Genomic DNA, 16,875 nt, shown 5'->3' with positions numbered 1-16,875 from the left:
GTTTCGGCCGGGTGACTTCTGTCCGTTTTCTGTCACCCCACGAGGAGTGAACATGTCCGAGATCAAGCTTTCCGCGAAGCTCCGCGACAACTTCGGCAAGGGCTCTGCCCGCCAGTCCCGTCGTGACGCCCTGACCCCGGGTGTCATCTACGGTCACGGCACCGCCCCGAAGCACGTCGGTGTCGAGTCGCACGCGCTGATGATGGCGCTGAAGACCCCGAACGTCCTGCTCTCCCTGGACATCGCCGACGGCGGCACCGAGCTGGTCATCCCGAAGGCCGTCCAGCGTCACCCGCTGAAGCGCAACATCCTGCACGTCGACTTCCTGATCGTCCAGAAGGGCGAGAAGGTCACGGTCGAGGTTCCGGTCGTCACCGAGGGCGAGCTGGCCCCGGGCGGCAACCTGCTGGAGACCCTGCTGACGACGATCACCGTCGAGGCCGAGGCCACCCACATCCCGACCGAGGTCACCGTCTCGATCGCGGGCCTGGAGGCCGGCGCCACCATTCACGCCTCGGACCTGGTCCTGCCGAAGGGCACCACCCTGGCCGTCGACGGTGAGACCGCCGTTCTGCAGGTCGTCGCCCCGCAGGCCGAGGAGCCGGCCGCCGAGGCGGCCGAGGGCACCGAGGGCTGATCCTCGCCCTTCCCCCCTCAGCAGTTGCTGACCGACCGCCGTCCGGCTCCACTGGAGCGGGACGGCGGTCGTCTTCTGTGAAGCCGTCAAGCGGTGGAGCCGTTAAGGAGCTTTTGATGTCGGACGACGCGGCACCCTGGCTGATCGTCGGTCTCGGGAACCCGGGAGCGGAGTACGCGGGCAACCGCCACAACATCGGCTTCATGGTGGCCGACCTGCTGGCCGAGCGGATCGGCGGCAGGTTCAAGGCGCACAAGGCGCGGGCGCAGGTGCTGGAGGGCCGCATCGGCGCTCCGGGGCCGGCGAACCGGCGGGTGGTGATCGCGAAGCCGATGTCGTTCATGAACCTGTCGGGTGGTCCGGTGGCGGCGCTGCGTGATTTCTACAAGGTGCCGCTGGAGCGGATCGTGGCGGTCCACGACGAGCTGGACATCGAGTACGCGACGCTGCGGCTGAAGCTGGGCGGCGGGGACAACGGCCACAACGGGCTGAAGTCGATGACGAAGGCGATGGGCGCCGACTACCACCGGGTGCGGTGCGGGATCGGCCGGCCGCCGGGGCGGATGCAGGTGGCGGACTTCGTGCTGAAGGACTTCTCGTCGGCGGAGCGCAAGGAGCTGGCCTGGTTCGTGGACCGGTCGGCGGACGCGGTGGAGTGCCTGGTCCAGGAGGGTCTGGAGCGGGCGCAGTCCGCCTACAACGCCTGAGGCCGTCCCCGTGGACGGCGGAGCCCCCCGCGCCGGGAAGGTGCGGGGGGCTCCGTCGTGCGGGCGTGGCCGGGTACGGGGTACGGGGCGGGGTCAGCCGGTGTTGCGCAGGCCGGCGGCGACGCCGTTGACGGTGAGCAGCAGCGCCCGCGCCAGCAGCGGGTCGGGGGCTTCGCCGCGGGCGGCGGCGGCGCGCTGGCGGGCGAGCAGGGAGACCTGGAGGTAGGAGATCGGGTCCAGGTAGGCGTCGCGGACGGCGAAGGTCTGCTGGAGGACGGGCTGGGAGTCGAGGAGCTTCTCGCCGCCGGTGATGCGCAGGACCTCGCGGACGGTGAGTTCGTGCTCGGCCTCGATGCGGGCGAAGACGTGCTTCAGGTCGTCCGGGACGAGGGTGTCCACGTAGTGGCGGGCGATGCGCAGGTCGGTCTTGGCGAGGGTCATCTCGACGTTGGACAGGAAGTTGCGGAAGAAGTGCCACTTCTCGCCCATTTCGGCGAGGGCGGCGTCCTGGCCGGCTTCGCGCAGGGCCTTGAGGCCGGAGCCGACGCCGTACCAGCCGGGGACGATCTGGCGGGACTGGGTCCAGCCGAAGACCCAGGGGATGGCGCGCAGTCCGTCGAGGCCGGCGCCGGAGTCGGGGCGGCGGGAGGGCCGGGAGCCGAGGTGGAGGTCGGCGAGCTGGTCGACGGGGGTGGCGGCGAAGAAGTAGGCGGGCAGGTCGGGGTCCTCGACGAGCGCGCGGTAGGCGGCGTGGGCGGCGTCGGAGACGATGTCCATGGCCGCGTCCCAGCGGGCGAGGTCGTCGTCGGACTGGCGGGGCGCGGTGTGCAGGGCGGATGCCTGGAGGGTGGCCGCGACGGTCAGTTCGAGGTTCTCGCGGGCGAGGGACGGGACGAGGTACTTGTCGGAGATGACCTCGCCCTGTTCGGTGACCTTGATCTCGCCTTCGAGGGTGCCCCAGGGCTGGGCGAGGATCGCGTCGTGGGAGGGGCCGCCGCCGCGGCCGACGGTGCCGCCGCGGCCGTGGAAGAGGCGCAGGCGGACGCCGTGGCGGTGGGCGACGTCGCGCAGCCGGCGCTGGGCGCGGTGGATCTCCCACTGGCTGGTGGTGATGCCGCCGAACTTGCTGGAGTCGGAGTAGCCGAGCATGACCTCCTGGACGTCGCCGCGCAGGGAGACCAGGCGGCGGTAGGAGGGGTCGGCGAGCATCTCGTCGAGGATGACGTCGGCGGCGCGGAGCTCGTCGGTGGTCTCCAGCAGCGGCACGATGCCGATCTTGGCCCAGCCGTTGTGGAGGTCGATCAGGCCGGCTTCGCGGGCGAGGACGGCGGCGGCGAAGACGTCGTCGGCGCCCTGGCACATCGAGATGATGTAGGACTCGATGACCTCGGGGCCGAACTTCTCGAAGGCGTCCTTGATGGCGAAGAAGACGCCGAGGGTCTTGGTGCCGGCCGGGTCGAGGGGGGCCGGGGTGGGGGCGAGGGGGCGGCGGGAGCGGAGTTCCTTGGCGAGGAGCTTCTGCCGGTAGTCGCGGGGCATGTCGGCGTAGCGCCAGGACTCCTCGCCGAGGCGGTCGAACAGCTGGCCGAGGGCGTGGTGGTGGGCGTCGGCGTGTTCCCGTACGTCCATGGTGGCGAGCTGGAGGCCGAAGGCGGCGATGGTGCGGATGGTGCGGTCCATGCGGCCGTCGGCGAAGAGGGCGCCGCGGTGCTCGCGCAGGGAGGTCTGGATGAGGGTGAGGTCGGCGAGGAGCTCGGCGGTGCCGAGGTAGTCGCGGCCTTCCTCGTGCGGGGTGCCCTTGGCGAGGCGCTCGCGGGTGTTGAGGAGCTTCTGGCGGATGCAGGTGGCCTTGAGGCGGTAGGGCTCTTCCGCGTTGAGGCGCTTGTAGCGGGGGCTGATCTCCGGGAGGCGTTCGAGGTCGGCCTGGAGGGAGGTGAGGAGCTCCTCGGTGGCGCCGGTGTAGCGGATGGAGTTGGAGAGCAGTCCGCGCAGGAAGTCGACGAGTTCGAGGGCGTCGGTGATGCCGTGTTCGTGCTGGAGGATCAGGACGTCGCGGGTGACGTCGGGGGTGACGTTGGGGTTGCCGTCGCGGTCGCCGCCGATCCAGGTGCCGAAGGTGAGCGGGCGGGTGCCGGCGGGCAGCTCGACGCCGACGCGCTGGAGTTCGGCGGAGAGGTCCTCCAGGACGTCGCCGACGGCGTCGGCGTGGAGCTCGTCGAGGTAGTAGATGGCGTTGCGGGCCTCGTCGGTGGGCTCGGGGCGGACGACGCGCAGTTCGTCGGTCTGCCAGACGAGGTCGATGTTCTCGGCGAGGCGCAGGTCGTGGCGGCGGCGGTCGCCGGCTCCGGAGACGGGCTCTTCGAGGAGGGCGGCGATGCGGCGGAGCTTGTTGAGGACGCTGCGGCGGGCCGCTTCGGTGGGGTGGGCCGTGAAGACCGGGCGGACGTTGAGGTTCTTGACCGTCGCGCGCAGGTGTTCGGGGTCGGCGTCCTTGAGCATGTCCGCGGTGCGGGCCAGCAGCCCGCCTTCGGCGGCGCGGTGGGCGCGCAGCTCCTTGCCGCGGTGGACCTGCTCGGTGATGTTGGCGAGGTGGAAGTAGGTGGAGAAGGCGCGCACCAGCTTGGCGGCGGTCTCCAGGTCGGTGTCGCCGAGCAGCGCGGCGGCGGCCTCGCCGTCGGTGCGGGTCAGTGCGCGGACGCGTTCGACGAGGTCGAGGAGGTCCTGGCCCTCCTGGCGTACGAGGGTCTCGCCGAGGAGGTCGCCGAGGCGGCGGATGTCGGCGCGCAGTTCCGCGTTGGCCGTCTGCGCGGCGCGCTTGCGGTCGGACGGGTCGGCGGGCTGGGTGACGGGGGCCAGGGGGGCCTGGTCAGCACTGCTCACAGGTGCGGCTCCTTGCAGTGTTCGAGCGCTACTGGGCTGTGGGCTCCCGGGGGTGCGCGTGCCGGCGGTGCCGCTGGTGGTGCGCAGCCCGGGCTGCCCGTGCGGACCGCGCTGTCCGACGACACCAGGATAGGCGGCGTGTCCCTGTGCCCTGGCAGAGCGTGCCGGTGTGCTGGCGGATCGGCGTGGTGCGAGGGGGGCGCCGGGGTCGTCCGGGGGCGCTGCGGGCGTGCTGCTCTTGCCGTGCGGGAGGGAATTGCCATACTTACGTTGTCGTAGGTTACGGTCCCGTAGGTATGCGGGGGCTGTGACCAGGGCTTCTGCCCGTTTCTCACCCCCCAGGGGATTTCTGATGACCCTCAGTCCCGATCTGATGGAGGACGCCCCGGCGTCGTCCGACACCTCCGCGCCGTCCGCGACGCGCGGCGGTGAGCACAAGCGCTCGGTGGAGCAGGTGGCGCTGCTTCTGTTCATCACCGTCCCCTTCGTGGCGCTGCTGGGGGCGGTGCCGCTGGCCTGGGGCTGGGGGGTGAGCTGGCTGGACCTCGGTCTGATGGTGTTCATGTACTTCCTGGCGTGCCACGGGATCACCATCGGCTTCCACCGCTACTTCACGCACGGTTCCTTCAAGGCGAAGCGGCCGCTGCGGATCGCGCTGGCGGTGATGGGCTCGCTCGCCGTGGAGGGGCCGCTGGTGCGCTGGGTGGCGGACCACCGCAAGCACCACAAGTACTCCGACCACGAGGGTGACCCGCACTCGCCGTGGCGGTTCGGCGAGACGGTGCCGGCGCTGATGAAGGGCCTGTGGTGGGCGCACATCGCCTGGCTCTTCGACGAGGAGCAGACCGACCAGCAGAAGTACGCGCCGGACCTGATCAAGGACCCGGCGATCCGGCGGATCAGCCGTGACTTCGTCTGGTGGACGCTGCTGTCGCTGGCGATCCCGCCGCTGGTGGGCGGTCTGGTGACGATGTCGTGGTGGGGCGCGTTCACGGCCTTCTTCTGGGGTTCGATGGTGCGTGTGGCGCTGCTGCACCATGTGACGTGGTCGATCAACTCGATCTGTCACGCGGTGGGCAAGCGGCCGTTCAAGTCGCGCGACCGCTCGGGCAACGTGTGGTGGCTGGCGGTGCTGTCGTGCGGGGAGTCCTGGCACAACCTGCACCACGCCGACCCGACCTCGGCGCGCCACGGGGTGCTGCGCGGGCAGGTGGATTCCAGTGCGCGGCTGATCCGCTGGTTCGAGCTGGCGGGCTGGGCCTCGGACGTCCGGTGGCCGTCGGGGGCGCGGATCGACGCCCGGCGCAAGGCCGCGAGCTCGAACGCGGCATGATGGGGGACGTGGCGATCGACGGCAGCACTACCAGCAGCGACAAGCCCCGGCGGGGACGCCGGGTCCGGATGACGGGCGCCGAGCGGCGCCAGCAGCTGCTGGACATCGGCCGCACGCTGTTCGCCGCGAAGGGGTTCGAGGGCACCTCGGTGGAGGAGATCGCGGCGAAGGCCGGGGTGTCGAAGCCGGTGGTGTACGAGCACTTCGGCGGCAAGGAGGGCCTCTACGCGGTCGTCGTGGACCGCGAGATGCGCCAGCTGCTGGACGGGGTGACGGGCGCGCTGACGGCCGGGCACCCGCGCGAGCTGCTGGAGCAGGCGGCGTTCGCGCTGCTGGACTACATCGAGAACTACACCGACGGCTTCCGGATCCTGGTGCGGGATTCTCCCGTCGCGCAGTCCACGGGCACGTTCGCGTCGCTGATCAGCGATATCGCCACGCAGGTGGAGGACATCCTGGGCCTGGAGTTCAAGGCCCGGGGTTTCGATCCGAAGCTGGCCCCGCTGTACGCGCAGGCGCTGGTGGGGATGGTGGCGCTGACGGGGCAGTGGTGGCTGGAGACGCGGCGGCCGAAGAAGGCGGAGGTCGCGGCTCATCTGGTGAACCTGGCCTGGCACGGGCTGGAGAACCTGGAGGCGCGCCCGCGGCTGGTGGGCCACCGCAGGAGCTGAGCCTTTCCCGTACGCGCGGGGGCGGCGCCCCGTCACCGGGTTCTCCGGTGGCGGGGCGCCGCCGTTCGCGGGGCGACGGCCGGGTGCTCAGTGGCCGGTGAGCGGTTCCAGGAACTCCAGCCGGTTGCCGACGGGGTCGTGGGAGTAGAAACGCCGGTGTCCCGGCAGGCCCTCGTCCCAGACGACGTCCGCTCCGCGCGCGCGGAGTCTGCCGGCGTACTCCTCGATGCCGGTGACCCGCAGCCCGGGGTGGGCCTTGCGGGCGGGCCGGAACTCCTCCTCCACTCCCAGGTGCAGCTGTACGCCGCCCGCGGCGAACCAGCAGCCCCCGCGGGCGGCGAGGAGCGGGGGTTTGGAGATCTCGGTCATGCCGAGGACCCCCTCGTAGTAGGCGCGGAGCCGGTCCTCCGACCCCGGGGGCGCGGCGAGCTGCACGTGGTCGACGGCGGTGAGCACGGTCATCCCTCCTTGCGCGCGATGGCGAAGATGCGGCGGAAGGGGAAGACGGTGCCCCTGGGGCCGTGCGGGTAGGCCAGGCGCAGGGCTTCGCGGTATTCGGCGAGGAACCGCTCGGCCGCGTCGCGGTCGTCGCCGAGGGCGGTGAGGACGGGGCGCAGGGCGGTGCCCTTGACCCAGTCGAGGACGGGGTCGGGGCCCTGGAGCATCTGGTAGTAGGTGGTCTCCCATACGTCGACGGCGCAGCCGAGCTCGGTGAAGCGGGCGAGGTACTCGGCGGGTTCGAGGACGTGGATGTAGCGGGCGCCGTGTCCGCCGAGCCGCTCGCGCCAGCGCGGGGTGTCGCACAGCTCGGCGAGGAGGCGGTGGCTGGGGGCGGTGAAGTTGCCGGGGATCTGGAAGGCGAAGGTTCCGCCGGGGCGCAGGCCGTTGATCCAGGCGGCGAAGGAGCCGGGGTGGCTGGGCACCCACTGGAGGGCGGCGTTGGAGACGATCAGGTCATAGGTCTCCTCGGGCATCCAGGTCGCGATGTCGCCGGGGCGGAAGTCGAGGTGGCCACCGCCGGCGGTGGGCCCGGCGTACTCGGCTTCGGCGAGGCGGAGCATGTCCGGGGAGAGGTCGAAGCCGGTGATACGGGCCTGGGGCCAGCGCTCGGCGAGGAGGGCGGTGACGTTGCCGGGGCCGCAGCCCAGGTCGGCGATGCGTGCGGACGGGGTGGGCAGGTCTGATATGCGCGTCAGCAGATCGAGGAACGGGCGGGTTCGGTGGCCGGCGTGCCGCAGGTACTGGTGGGGGTCCCACACGGGTGCGGACGAGCTGGCGCCGTCCAGGGCGTGGGGGCGCACGGCCGGCGCGATATCGGAATGCATGTTCGAGCCTCCCTACTGGTGGGGCGGTCGGAAGCGGAAGCAGCTCCGGCCCCCTCCATGCCCCATGCTCCGCCAGAATATATCTCGATGTCAAGATTCTTGATCTGAAGAGACTTCATGTCGACAGACCCCGTACACTGATCGGCATGGAGGACGAGGTCGACCGACTGGTCGCGGCATGGCGGAGAGAGCGCCCTGACCTCGACGTGGAACCGCTCGAAGTGCTCAGCCGCGTCAGCCGGCTCGCACGCCACCTCGACCGCGCCCGCAGGCTGGCCTTCTCCGAGCACGGCCTCGAACCCTGGGAGTTCGACGTCCTGACCTCGCTGCGGCGCGCCGGAGCCCCGTACCAGCTCTCCCCCGGCCAACTGCTCACCCAGACCCTCGTCACCTCCGGCACCATGACCAACCGCATCGACCGGCTGGCCAAGAAGGGCCTGGTCGAAAGACTGCCGGACCCCAGCGACCGGCGCGGGGTCCTGGTACGGCTCACCCCCGAGGGACGCGACCGCGCCGACCAGTCCCTGGCCGGGCTGCTCGCCCAGGAGCGGGCGATCCTGGCACAGCTCTCCGCGGCCGAGCGCGTCGACCTCGCGGGCCTGCTACGCCAGTTGACCGCTCCGTTCGACAACATCCCCGGCTAGCTCCGCCGGCCGCACCCCGGCCCGCCGGGCCAGGGCCACCGCCGCCAGGGTGGAGTGCACGCCCAGCTTGCCCAGCACGTTCTGCATATGGGTGCGGACCGTGTGCGGGGACAGGAACAGCCGCGCCGCGACGTCCTTGCGGCCCAGCCCCGCCACCATGCAGCGCAGCACCTCGTGCTCGCGCGGGGTGAGGGACTCCACCAGCCGTTCGCTGTCGGTGCGGTGCTTGCGGGCCGCCGTCAGCTCCCGCAGCACCCCCGTGAGCAGCGCGGGCGGCAGGTGCGTCTCCTCGCGCAGCACCCCCCGGATCACGGCCAGCAGCCGCGACAGCGAGCAGTCCTTCGCCACCCACCCCGAGGCCCCCGCCTGGAGCGCCTGGGCGGCCCGGCGGGGGTCGTCCCGCTCGGCGAGGACCACCGTACGGACGCCGGGGTGGGCGGTGCGCACCCCGGCGACCAGCGCGATCCCGTCCGCCGGCGGCGGGCCCGGGGCGCCGGGCGCCCGCTGGCCGGGGACGGGAAGGGCCGCGCCCGCCCCCGTACCGGCGGGCGGGCCGGGCGCGGCGGGCGGGGCCGGTGCTCCCGGCGGGCCGGCCGCGCCGAGGTCGGCGTCGACGAGCAGGACGTCGTAGCGGCGGCCTTCCGCCGCGGCGCGTTCGAGGCAGCGCTGGGCCGCGGGACCGCTGCCGGCCGCGGACACGTCCACGTCCGGCTCGGCCGCGAGCGCGGCGGCGAGCGATTCGGCGAAGATGCGGTGGTCGTCGACCACCAGGACCCGGATACGCACCACAAAACCCCCAAGGGTCGGGGAACGGACTGCTACGGGTACGGCACCCGGACCGGGGTCCACAGGCCGCCGCGGCCGCCGCCGCGACACCCGTACACCTACCCGGGAGCGGACGCCGTACCCGGCGCGCCTCGACCCCTGAATCAACACCGGCCCCCACCGGTGTCACGCATCAGCGTAGAGCGGGCGGCGCTGCGCGGTTGGCCGAATAGCAGAAGTTTTCCGAGGGGTTTGCGAGGCGCGGGCTCCGCAACGGCCGTGCGGGTGGCCTGATTTCACCTGTCCGGAAGGACGGAAGCGTGATGTTCGCACCGGTGCGTGCCCGCGGCAGTTGCACGGGGCCCGGTTCACCCGGCGTACGCACGCCGGGCGCCCGCGCGCAGCGCCCGTCCACCGCGCCCGCCCCCCATGCGTGCGCCCCCCGCACCGGTAGGGGCGGGGGGCGCTGCGCGTCACGGGGAACCCGGCGCACAGGGGGCGCAGGGGCGCGTGGCGTACGGGCCCCGCGGCGGGGGCCGCCGGGGGCCTGCGGCGTCAGGAACGCTGGGCGCGGGCGAAGTTCCAGGCGTCCGTCACGATGCCGGTCAGGTCCGGGCGGCTGGGGGTCCAGCCGAGGCGCTCGTGCGCGGTGCGCGCGGAGGCGACCAGGACCGCCGGGTCGCCGGCCCGGCGCGGGGCGACGACCTCGGGGATCTCCCGGCCGGTGACCTTGCGGACCGTCTCGATGACCTCGCGGACCGAGAAGCCGCTGCCGTTGCCGAGGTTGCAGATCAGGTGCTCGCCCTCGGCCGCGACGCGCAGCGCCGCGAGGTGGGCCTCGGCGAGGTCGGCGACGTGGATGTAGTCGCGTACGCAGGTGCCGTCGGGGGTCGGGTAGTCCTCGCCGAACACCGAGATGGCCTCGCGCTCGCCCAGGGCGACCTGGAGGACCAGGGGGATCAGGTGGGTCTCGGGGTCGTGGCGCTCGCCGAACTCCTTGTACGCGCCGGCCACGTTGAAGTAGCGCAGCGAGACCGCCGCGAGGCCGTGCGCCGCGCACTCCCCCGCGATCATGTGGTCGACGGCCAGCTTGGAGGCGCCGTACGGGTTGGTGGGGGAGGTGACCGAGGTCTCGGTCAGCGCGCCCTCGGTGGGCTCCCCGTAGGTGGCGGCGGTGGAGGAGAACACGAGGGTGCGCACCCCGGCCTCGCGCATGGCGGTGAGCAGGGCGAGGGTGCCGCCGACGTTGTTGTCCCAGTACTTGCCGGGGTTCACCACCGACTCGCCGACCTGCGAGGAGGCCGCGAAGTGCAGGACGGCGTCGTAGGAGGAGTCCAGGTGGCGGGCGGCGTCCTGGATGCGGCCGTTGACCAGGGTGGCGCCGGCGGGGACGCCCTCGCCGAAGCCGGTGGAGAGGTCGTCCAGGACGGTGACCTCGTGTCCGGCCTCCAGCAGATGGGCGGCGACGACGCTGCCCACGTATCCCGCACCACCGGTGACCAGGTACTTGCTCACTCGTACTCCAACCTCTCGCGGACAGCACGCGGCTGTGCGTGCTGGTGTCTGGCTTACCGGATTCCGCGCTTCCGGGGAAATCGCCGCCGCCTGGCCGGCCTGAGGCCGGTCTCAGCAGCGAGACCGGTCCTCGGGCTGCTGCGGCTGCCGCGGTACGGGCGGGGCGGCCCGGTCGAGCAGTCCGGTACGGGCGGCCAGCGCGGCCGCCTCCAGCCGTGAGCCTACGCCCAGCTTCATCAGCACCCGCTGGACGTGGGTCCGCGCGGTGCTCGGGGCGATGGCCATACCGGCGGCGATCAGCCGGGTGTCCTCCCCCTCGGCCACCCGCACCAGCACCTCCACCTCGCGCGGGGTCAGCAGCCGCAGCAGCCGGGTGCCCTCGTCGTCGGGCTGGGCGGCGGGGTTGAGGAGCTCGGCGAAGGCGCTCTGGAGCAGCTGCGGGGAGATGGCGACCTCCCCGGCCCGCGCCTTGGCCAGGGCCCGCTCGACGCCTTCGATGCGCTCGTCCTGGCGTACGTAGCCGCAGGCGCCCGCCGCGAAGGCGCCCGCGATCCCGCGCGGGCTGGGCACCGGCCCGAGAACCACGACGGCGATCTGCGGCCGCTCGCGCCTGATGCGCACGACCGGCTCGAAGACCCCGGGTTCCGCCGGGGCGGCGGTGCCGAACAGGCACACCTCCGGAGCGCGGCTGATGACCAGTTCGGCGGCGCCGGCCGCCGGCGCGGCCGCCGCGAGCACCCGGTGCCCGCGCAGTTTCAGGGCCGAGGCGAGCGCCTCGGCCAGCAGACGGTGCTCGTCGACCACCACGACCCGTACGCCCATCAAGGCTCCCACCCCAGATCCTTCTGACCCGGCAAGCTACACGCTTGTTCGACGGGGTGCGGCGGTTACCGCGCGAAAGCCCCCGATCGGTGGCACCGGCCGGGGGCTTTCGCGCGGCTGTCCGCGAGCGCTGCGTACGGGCGTCGGCGTACGGGCGTCAGCTCGCGGTGAAGGAGACGAACAGGTAGTCCTTGTCCTTGTCGGAGTACGGCTTGCTCGCCAGGCTCTCGGCCAGGAACAGGCGCCCGTTGTGGTAGCGGATCTCGGAGCGGTCCGGCGAGAAGCCCTGCTCCAGGCTCCGGCTGCCCGTCGGGTTCTGCATCAGGAGGGTCTCCTTCATCGTCTTGCCGTCGAGGCTGACGACCTGCCCGCCGTTGTCGTACGGGGGCACCTTGTAGGCGATGATGTTCGACCCGTCCATGCGCAGCGGGTACATGACGAACTTCTCGCCCGCGTCGGCGCGGTCGCTCGTCGGCTTTCCGGTCTCCAGGTCGAAGGAGACGATCTCGTTGGTGCGGCCCACGGCGGTGGACGACGGGTTCTGGTGCTCGTACGTCGGCAGGTACACCTTGCCGTTGCCGACGACCATGTTGGTGCACTGCTCGACCTCGGTCGCCGGGCACCGGGGCGCGTAGCTGCCCGAGGACAGGCCGATACGGGTCTTGAGCTGGCCGGCGTCGTCGAGGACGAAGAGGTCGCTGACGTTGGTGGCGTTCTTCGCGGTGTTGCCGACGTTGGCGGCGACGATGAGCGGCTTGGTGGAGATGATGCCGGCCCACTCGATGCCCGCGGACAGCTTGTACGAGTACTTCGGCGCGCCGCTGGCGGGGTCGAGGGCCTGGGCGTAGAGGGTCTCGTCGGAGCCGCCGCCGCACTTGCGGAGCACGGCGAGGGCCTCGCCGCCCGCGTAACCGAGGTCGTAGCAGCCCTGGGCATCGGTCTTGGGCGTCCACAGGGACTTGCCGTCGGCGAGGCTCCAGGCGGCGCCGCCGTAGAGGCCGCCGGCGGCGACGGTCTGGCCGCTGAGGGTGACCTCGGTGAAGGCCACCGGCTTGTCGCCGCCGGTGGCGGACTTGGCGGTGGCGGACCACAGCAGCTTGCCGGTGTTCAGGTCGATGACGCCGACCTGGGTGCACTGGGGGTACTTCTTGTCGGCGGTGGGCGGGGCCTCTTGGAAGAGGATGGCGGTCTTGTTGTCGCTGATGTGCTTGGTGGCCCCGCAGACGTTGGCGTTCAGCGGGAGTTCCCACTTCTTGCCGCCGTCGACGAGGTTGTAGCCGACGACCTTGCCCAGGTCGGACTTGACGTAGGTGGTGTCGGTCAGCCAGGAGCCGTCGACGCCGACCACGTCGGAGCCGGGGACCTGGGTGGTGACGCTGACCAGCGGCTTGGACTTGGGGTTGGCCGGGGGCTTCTCGCTGCCGGCCAGGGCCGGCGCCTTGGGGTCGGCCGAGCCGCTCGCGGCGGTGGCCGGCGGGGTGTCGCCGCCGTCGCTGCCGGAGGTGTAGAAGAAGCCGCCGCCGATGATGAGCGCCATGGCCAGCAGGGCCGCGCCGACGATCATCAGCTGGTTGCGCACGTCGTTGCCGCCGCCCGACGCGGGGCCAGCGGGCGGCTGGGACGGGGCCTGGAGCGTGGCCGGCTGCTGCGGGTAGCCGTAACCGGGCTGCGGCTGCTGCGGGTAGCCGTATCCGGGCTGGGCGCCGGCCGCCGGCGCGGCCGGCTGGGCGGGCTGGGTCGCGGGCTGCTGCGGGGCCTGCGGCGGGGCGGCGGGCGGCTGCGGCGGGGCGCCGGGGGCCGGGGGCGGGCCCGGCGGGGGGCCGGGCGGCGGCGGGGGGCCGCCGAAACCGCCGGCGGGCGGCTGGCTCGGGGGCGGCGGGGTGCTCATCTGCTGCTACTGCCTCTCGGTGGGCGGCTCGGTGGACTCGTTCACTTGCCGAATGCCATCAGGAACTTCTCGTCCGTGCTGTTGCCGGCCAGCGAGGTCACGGACAGGAAGAAGCGGCCGTCGACGTAGGCCCTGCTGGAGAACAGGAAGGAGCCCTCGATCTTCGCGGCCGGCCCGGAGGGCAGGCGCAGCAGCGTCGTGGGTGCGCCGCCGGCCGCCGGGAAGGAGACGATCTCGCCGGGCTCGTCCAGGGCGCCGCTGTGGTAGGCGATCAGCTGTCCGTTCGCGGCCTTCAGCGGGGCCAGGCCCCGCTTGTCGCCGGCGGCCTGGCGCCACTTGGGCTTTCCGGTGGCGAGGTCGAAGGCGACGATCTCGTTGTTGGCGTTCTTGCCGCCGTCGGTCATCAGGTAGAGGGTGTCGCCGTCGACCGCGGCCTCTCCGCAGCCCTGGAGGTCGTCCAGGATGCTGGCGCCGCAGTTGACGGCGAACTTCCCCTCGGCGGCCATGGTGGAGCGCTTCTTGCCGTCCGCGGTCAGGGCGATGACGGCGCGTTCCTTGGTCTCGCGGTTGCCGATGTCGAGGACGGCCGGGGAGACGGAGTAGACGCCGTTGACCTGCCAGCCCTTGGCGAGGCGGTAGGCCCAGCTCTTCTTGCCGGTGACGGGGTCGGCGTCCTGGACCTCGATGGTGTGGTCGGCGTCCATGCACAGGGCGGTGCCGAGCATCTTGCCGCCGCCGGCGGTGTACTGGGTGGGCTGGCAGCCTTCGGGTACGGAGCCGGAGAAGAGCTTGTCGCCGGTGCTGACGCGGTAGGCGCTGGTGCCGCCGAGCCGGTTGACGGCGACGGTGTCGCCGGTGAGGCTCAGGGCGGCGCTGCCGCCGCCGTCGAAGAGGCCCTCCTTGACGACCTCCTTGGTCCAGCCCTCCTTGCCGGCCTTGAGGTCGATCTGCTTGAGCTGGTTGCAGTTGGCGTTGGAGCCGGCGCCGTCCTTGACGATGACGACCGTCTTGCCGTCGGCGGTGGTCTGGGGGGCGAGCCCGCAGACCTCCGTCGGCAGGCCGATCTTCCACTTCTCCTTGCCGTCGGCCACGCCGTAGCCGACGACCGCGTTGCCGAGGGTCTTGGCGATGGTGTCGCCGACCACCCACTGGCCCTTCGTGGGGATGCCGATGTCGCCGGTGGCCTGGAGCTTGACGGTCTTGAGCCAGAGCACCTTGTCCTCGCCGGGCTTGCGGCCCGCGTTGAGGTCGGTCTGCTCGGGGGCGCCGTTGCCGCTGCCGTCGCCCTTGTCCACGGACGGGGAGCCGGAGGGCTTGGGGTCGGCGGGGGCGGAGCCCTGCGCGACGGGCCGCTTGGGGTCGTCGCCGCTGCCGAAGGCGAACCAGGCGCCGCCGCCGAGGACGAGGACACCCGCGACGGCCGCCGCGATGATCACCGGGCCCTTGCCGCGGCGGGACGGCGGGCCGCCGGGCGCACCGGGAGCACCGGGCGCGCCGGGCGGCGGGAAGCCGTAGCCGCCGGGCTGCACCGGCGGCTGCGGGACGGTCGGCGGCTGCTGCGCGTACGGGTTGCCGCCCTGCGGCGGGTAGCCGTACGCCTGCTGCGGCGGGCCGGGGAGGTGTCCGTAACCGGAAGGGGACGGCGGCTGGTTCGGCGGCGGCTGGGGCGGCTCGGTCATCAGCGCATACCTTCGGCTTCAGGCGGTCGGTGGCCGGGAGGGACCCGGAGATCGAAAAGAACCGACCCTTTCTATCACCCGTGGCCGGTACACGACGGGCCGGTCGCACCCCTGTTCCCAAGGGCGGACCGGCCCGTGACGCGCCTGTTATCGGGCCGCACGGGGCCCTCGGCTCAGGCGTCCTCGGCCAGTTCCAGCCAGCGCATCTCCAAGTCGTCGCGCTCGGAGATGAGTTCGCGCAGCTCCGCGTCGAGCTTGGCGACCTTGTCGTAGTCGGTGGAGTGCTCGGCGATCTGCGCGTGCAGGTGCGACTCGCGGTCGGACATCTTGTTGAGCTGGCGCTCGATCTTCTGGAGCTCCTTCTTCGCCGCGCGCGAGTCCCCCGAGGAGGCCGGCTTGGCCGCGGCGGCCGGGGCCGGCGCCGGGGAGGCCGTCTCGATCATCCGCCGGCGGCGCTCCAGGTACTCGTCCAGACCGCGCGGCAGCATCCGCAGGGACGCGTCGCCGAGCAGGGCCATCACCGTGTCGGTGGTGCGCTCGATGAAGAACCGGTCGTGGGAGATCACGATCATCGAGCCGGGCCAGCCGTCGAGGAGGTCCTCCAGCTGGGTGAGGGTCTCGATGTCGAGGTCGTTGGTGGGCTCGTCGAGGAACAGGACGTTGGGCTCGTCCATCAGCAGGCGCAGGATCTGCAGCCGGCGCCGCTCACCGCCGGACAGGTCGCCGACGGGCGTCCACTGCTTCTCCTTGGTGAAGCCGAACTGCTCGCACAGCTGGCCGGCCGTCATCTCCCGGCCCTTGCCGAGGTCCACGCGGTCACGGACGCGCTGGACGGCCTCCAGGACGCGCAGCGAGGGGTCGAGCTCGCCGACCTCCTGGGAGAGGTAGGCCAGGCGGACGGTCTTGCCGACGGTGATCTCACCGGCCGCCGGCTGCACCTCGCCCTGGGTGCGGGCGGCCTCGGCGAGGGCCCGCAGCAGGGAGGTCTTGCCCGCGCCGTTGACGCCGACGAGGCCGACGCGGTCGCCGGGGCCCAGGTGCCAGGTGAGGTGCTTGAGGAGGGTCTTGGGGCCGGCCTGGACGGTGACGTCCTCCAGGTCGAAGACCGTCTTGCCGAGGCGGGCGTTGGCGAAGCGCATCAGCTCCGACTTGTCGCGCGGCTCCGGCACGTCGGCGATCAGCTCGTTGGCGGCCTCGATGCGGTAGCGGGGCTTGGAGGTCCGCGCGGGGGCGCCGCGGCGCAGCCAGGCCAGCTCCTTGCGCATCAGGTTCTGCCGCTTGACCTCCTCGGTGGCGGCGATCCGCTCGCGCTCGGCGCGGGCGAAGACGTAGTCGCTGTAGCCGCCCTCGTACTCGTAGACCGAGCCGCGCTGGACGTCCCACATGCGGGTGCAGACCTGGTCGAGGAACCAGCGGTCGTGGGTGACGCAGACGAGGGCGCTGCGGCGGCTCTGGAGGTGGCCGGCCAGCCAGGAGATGCCCTCGACGTCGAGGTGGTTGGTGGGCTCGTCGAGGACGAGGAGGTCCTGCTCGGCGATGAGCAGCTTGGCGAGCGCGATACGGCGCCGCTCGCCGCCGGAGAGCGGTCCGATGACGGTGTCCAGGCCCTGGTCGAAGCCGGGCAGGTCCAGGCCGCCGAAGAGGCCCGTCAGCACGTCGCGGATCTCGGACTTGCCGGCCCACTCGTGGTCGGCCATGTCGCCGATGATCTCGTGGCGGATGGTGGCCGCCGGGTCGAGGGAGTCGTGCTGGGTCAGGACGCCCATCCGCGTGCCGCCGCTCTGGGTGACCCGGCCGCTGTCGGGTTCCTCCAGCTTGGCGAGCATCCGGATGAGGGTGGTCTTCCCGTCGCCGTTGCGGCCGACCACACCGATCCGGTCGCCCTCGGATACGCCGAGGGAGATGCCGTCGAGCAGGGTACGGGTGCCGTACACCTTGCTGACTGCCTCGACATTGACCAGATTGACGGCCATCAGACGCGCTCCAGGTGGGGGTACCCCCGGACCGGG

The 16,875-nt window shown here is 72.2% G+C and carries 14 protein-coding genes; 5 read left to right on the top strand and 9 right to left on the bottom strand.

Annotated features, from left to right (window positions below):
- Nucleotides 1-52 precede the first annotated feature (52 nt).
- Together ABZ716_RS16340 and pth are read left to right on the top strand one after the other, a co-directional pair.
- Nucleotides 53-637 (top strand): 50S ribosomal protein L25/general stress protein Ctc, encoded by a 585-nt coding sequence (locus ABZ716_RS16340; RefSeq protein WP_358811266.1) that lies wholly within the window; start codon nucleotides 53-55, stop codon nucleotides 635-637.
- A 116-nt stretch (nucleotides 638-753) separates the two neighbouring features.
- Nucleotides 754-1,344: an aminoacyl-tRNA hydrolase gene (pth, locus tag ABZ716_RS16335; protein WP_358811267.1), complete on the top strand. Its 591-nt coding sequence runs from the start codon at nucleotides 754-756 to the stop codon at nucleotides 1,342-1,344.
- Between the two features lie 93 nt (nucleotides 1,345-1,437).
- On the opposite strand, the gene ppc is transcribed toward pth, so the two are convergent.
- Nucleotides 1,438-4,131: a phosphoenolpyruvate carboxylase gene (gene ppc / locus ABZ716_RS16330; protein WP_358811395.1), complete on the bottom strand. Its 2,694-nt coding sequence runs from the start codon at nucleotides 4,129-4,131 to the stop codon at nucleotides 1,438-1,440.
- Between the two features lie 445 nt (nucleotides 4,132-4,576).
- On the opposite strand from ppc, the gene ABZ716_RS16325 reads away from it, so the two are divergent.
- Both ABZ716_RS16325 and ABZ716_RS16320 read left to right on the top strand, forming a co-directional pair.
- A complete protein-coding gene (locus tag ABZ716_RS16325) occupies nucleotides 4,577-5,557 on the top strand; it encodes a fatty acid desaturase (RefSeq protein ID WP_358959563.1) in 981 nt (326 codons plus the stop codon).
- Nucleotides 5,557-6,228: a TetR/AcrR family transcriptional regulator gene (locus ABZ716_RS16320; RefSeq protein WP_351882864.1), complete on the top strand. Its 672-nt coding sequence runs from the start codon at nucleotides 5,557-5,559 to the stop codon at nucleotides 6,226-6,228. The genes ABZ716_RS16325 and ABZ716_RS16320 overlap by 1 nt, the downstream gene beginning before the upstream one ends.
- Before the next feature lie 87 nt (nucleotides 6,229-6,315).
- Here ABZ716_RS16320 and ABZ716_RS16315 read toward each other — a convergent pair whose 3' ends face one another.
- A complete protein-coding gene (locus ABZ716_RS16315; protein WP_351882862.1) occupies nucleotides 6,316-6,684 on the bottom strand; it encodes a VOC family protein in 369 nt (122 codons plus the stop codon).
- A 2-nt stretch (nucleotides 6,685-6,686) separates the two neighbouring features.
- Nucleotides 6,687-7,553 carry a trans-aconitate 2-methyltransferase gene (locus ABZ716_RS16310; RefSeq protein ID WP_358811269.1) on the bottom strand — a complete coding sequence of 289 codons (867 nt, stop codon included), beginning with the start codon at nucleotides 7,551-7,553 and terminating at the stop codon, nucleotides 6,687-6,689.
- A gap of 146 nt (nucleotides 7,554-7,699) precedes the next feature.
- On the opposite strand from ABZ716_RS16310, the gene ABZ716_RS16305 reads away from it, so the two are divergent.
- Nucleotides 7,700-8,197 (top strand): MarR family transcriptional regulator, encoded by a 498-nt coding sequence (locus ABZ716_RS16305; protein ID WP_344168491.1) that lies wholly within the window; start codon nucleotides 7,700-7,702, stop codon nucleotides 8,195-8,197.
- On the opposite strand, the gene ABZ716_RS16300 is transcribed toward ABZ716_RS16305, so the two are convergent.
- From ABZ716_RS16300 to ABZ716_RS16275, 6 genes are all read right to left on the bottom strand, one after another.
- Entirely contained in the window at nucleotides 8,156-8,986 is an 831-nt protein-coding gene (locus ABZ716_RS16300) for a response regulator transcription factor (protein ID WP_358811270.1), read from the bottom strand. The two genes, ABZ716_RS16305 and ABZ716_RS16300, sit on opposite strands and share 42 nt — an antisense overlap.
- A gap of 531 nt (nucleotides 8,987-9,517) precedes the next feature.
- Nucleotides 9,518-10,477 (bottom strand): UDP-glucose 4-epimerase GalE, encoded by a 960-nt coding sequence (gene galE / locus ABZ716_RS16295; RefSeq protein ID WP_358811271.1) that lies wholly within the window; start codon nucleotides 10,475-10,477, stop codon nucleotides 9,518-9,520.
- 111 nt (nucleotides 10,478-10,588) lie between these two features.
- On the bottom strand, nucleotides 10,589-11,299 hold the full coding sequence (locus ABZ716_RS16290) for a LuxR C-terminal-related transcriptional regulator (RefSeq protein WP_358959685.1): 711 nt from the start codon (nucleotides 11,297-11,299) through the stop codon (nucleotides 10,589-10,591).
- A gap of 157 nt (nucleotides 11,300-11,456) precedes the next feature.
- A complete protein-coding gene (locus ABZ716_RS16285; RefSeq protein ID WP_358959561.1) occupies nucleotides 11,457-13,187 on the bottom strand; it encodes a PQQ-binding-like beta-propeller repeat protein in 1,731 nt (576 codons plus the stop codon).
- Between the two features lie 41 nt (nucleotides 13,188-13,228).
- Nucleotides 13,229-14,866 (bottom strand): PQQ-binding-like beta-propeller repeat protein, encoded by a 1,638-nt coding sequence (locus tag ABZ716_RS16280; protein WP_358959558.1) that lies wholly within the window; start codon nucleotides 14,864-14,866, stop codon nucleotides 13,229-13,231.
- 173 nt (nucleotides 14,867-15,039) lie between these two features.
- Nucleotides 15,040-16,839 carry an ABC-F family ATP-binding cassette domain-containing protein gene (locus tag ABZ716_RS16275; RefSeq protein WP_358811274.1) on the bottom strand — a complete coding sequence of 600 codons (1,800 nt, stop codon included), beginning with the start codon at nucleotides 16,837-16,839 and terminating at the stop codon, nucleotides 15,040-15,042.
- Between the last annotated feature and the right edge of the window lie 36 nt (nucleotides 16,840-16,875).

The organism is Streptomyces sp. NPDC006687 (assembly GCF_040636215.1).
Classification (GTDB): Bacteria; Actinomycetota; Actinomycetes; order Streptomycetales; family Streptomycetaceae; genus Streptomyces.
This window is presented reverse-complemented; position numbering and strand designations above follow the sequence as displayed.

What these genes read in the sequence shown, in the direction of transcription:
- ABZ716_RS16290 (WP_358959685.1), bottom strand. Translation starts at nt 11,299, where the DNA reads ATGGGCGTACGGGTCGTGGTGGTCGACGAGCACCGTCTGCTGGCCGAG.
- ABZ716_RS16325 (WP_358959563.1), top strand. Translation starts at nt 4,577, where the DNA reads ATGACCCTCAGTCCCGATCTGATGGAGGACGCCCCGGCGTCGTCCGAC.
- ABZ716_RS16305 (WP_344168491.1), top strand. Translation starts at nt 7,700, where the DNA reads ATGGAGGACGAGGTCGACCGACTGGTCGCGGCATGGCGGAGAGAGCGC.
- ABZ716_RS16280 (WP_358959558.1), bottom strand. Translation starts at nt 14,866, where the DNA reads ATGACCGAGCCGCCCCAGCCGCCGCCGAACCAGCCGCCGTCCCCTTCC.
- ABZ716_RS16285 (WP_358959561.1), bottom strand. Translation starts at nt 13,187, where the DNA reads ATGAGCACCCCGCCGCCCCCGAGCCAGCCGCCCGCCGGCGGTTTCGGC.
- ABZ716_RS16310 (WP_358811269.1), bottom strand. Translation starts at nt 7,553, where the DNA reads ATGCATTCCGATATCGCGCCGGCCGTGCGCCCCCACGCCCTGGACGGC.
- ABZ716_RS16320 (WP_351882864.1), top strand. Translation starts at nt 5,557, where the DNA reads ATGGGGGACGTGGCGATCGACGGCAGCACTACCAGCAGCGACAAGCCC.
- pth (WP_358811267.1), top strand. Translation starts at nt 754, where the DNA reads ATGTCGGACGACGCGGCACCCTGGCTGATCGTCGGTCTCGGGAACCCG.
- ABZ716_RS16275 (WP_358811274.1), bottom strand. Translation starts at nt 16,839, where the DNA reads ATGGCCGTCAATCTGGTCAATGTCGAGGCAGTCAGCAAGGTGTACGGC.
- ABZ716_RS16340 (WP_358811266.1), top strand. Translation starts at nt 53, where the DNA reads ATGTCCGAGATCAAGCTTTCCGCGAAGCTCCGCGACAACTTCGGCAAG.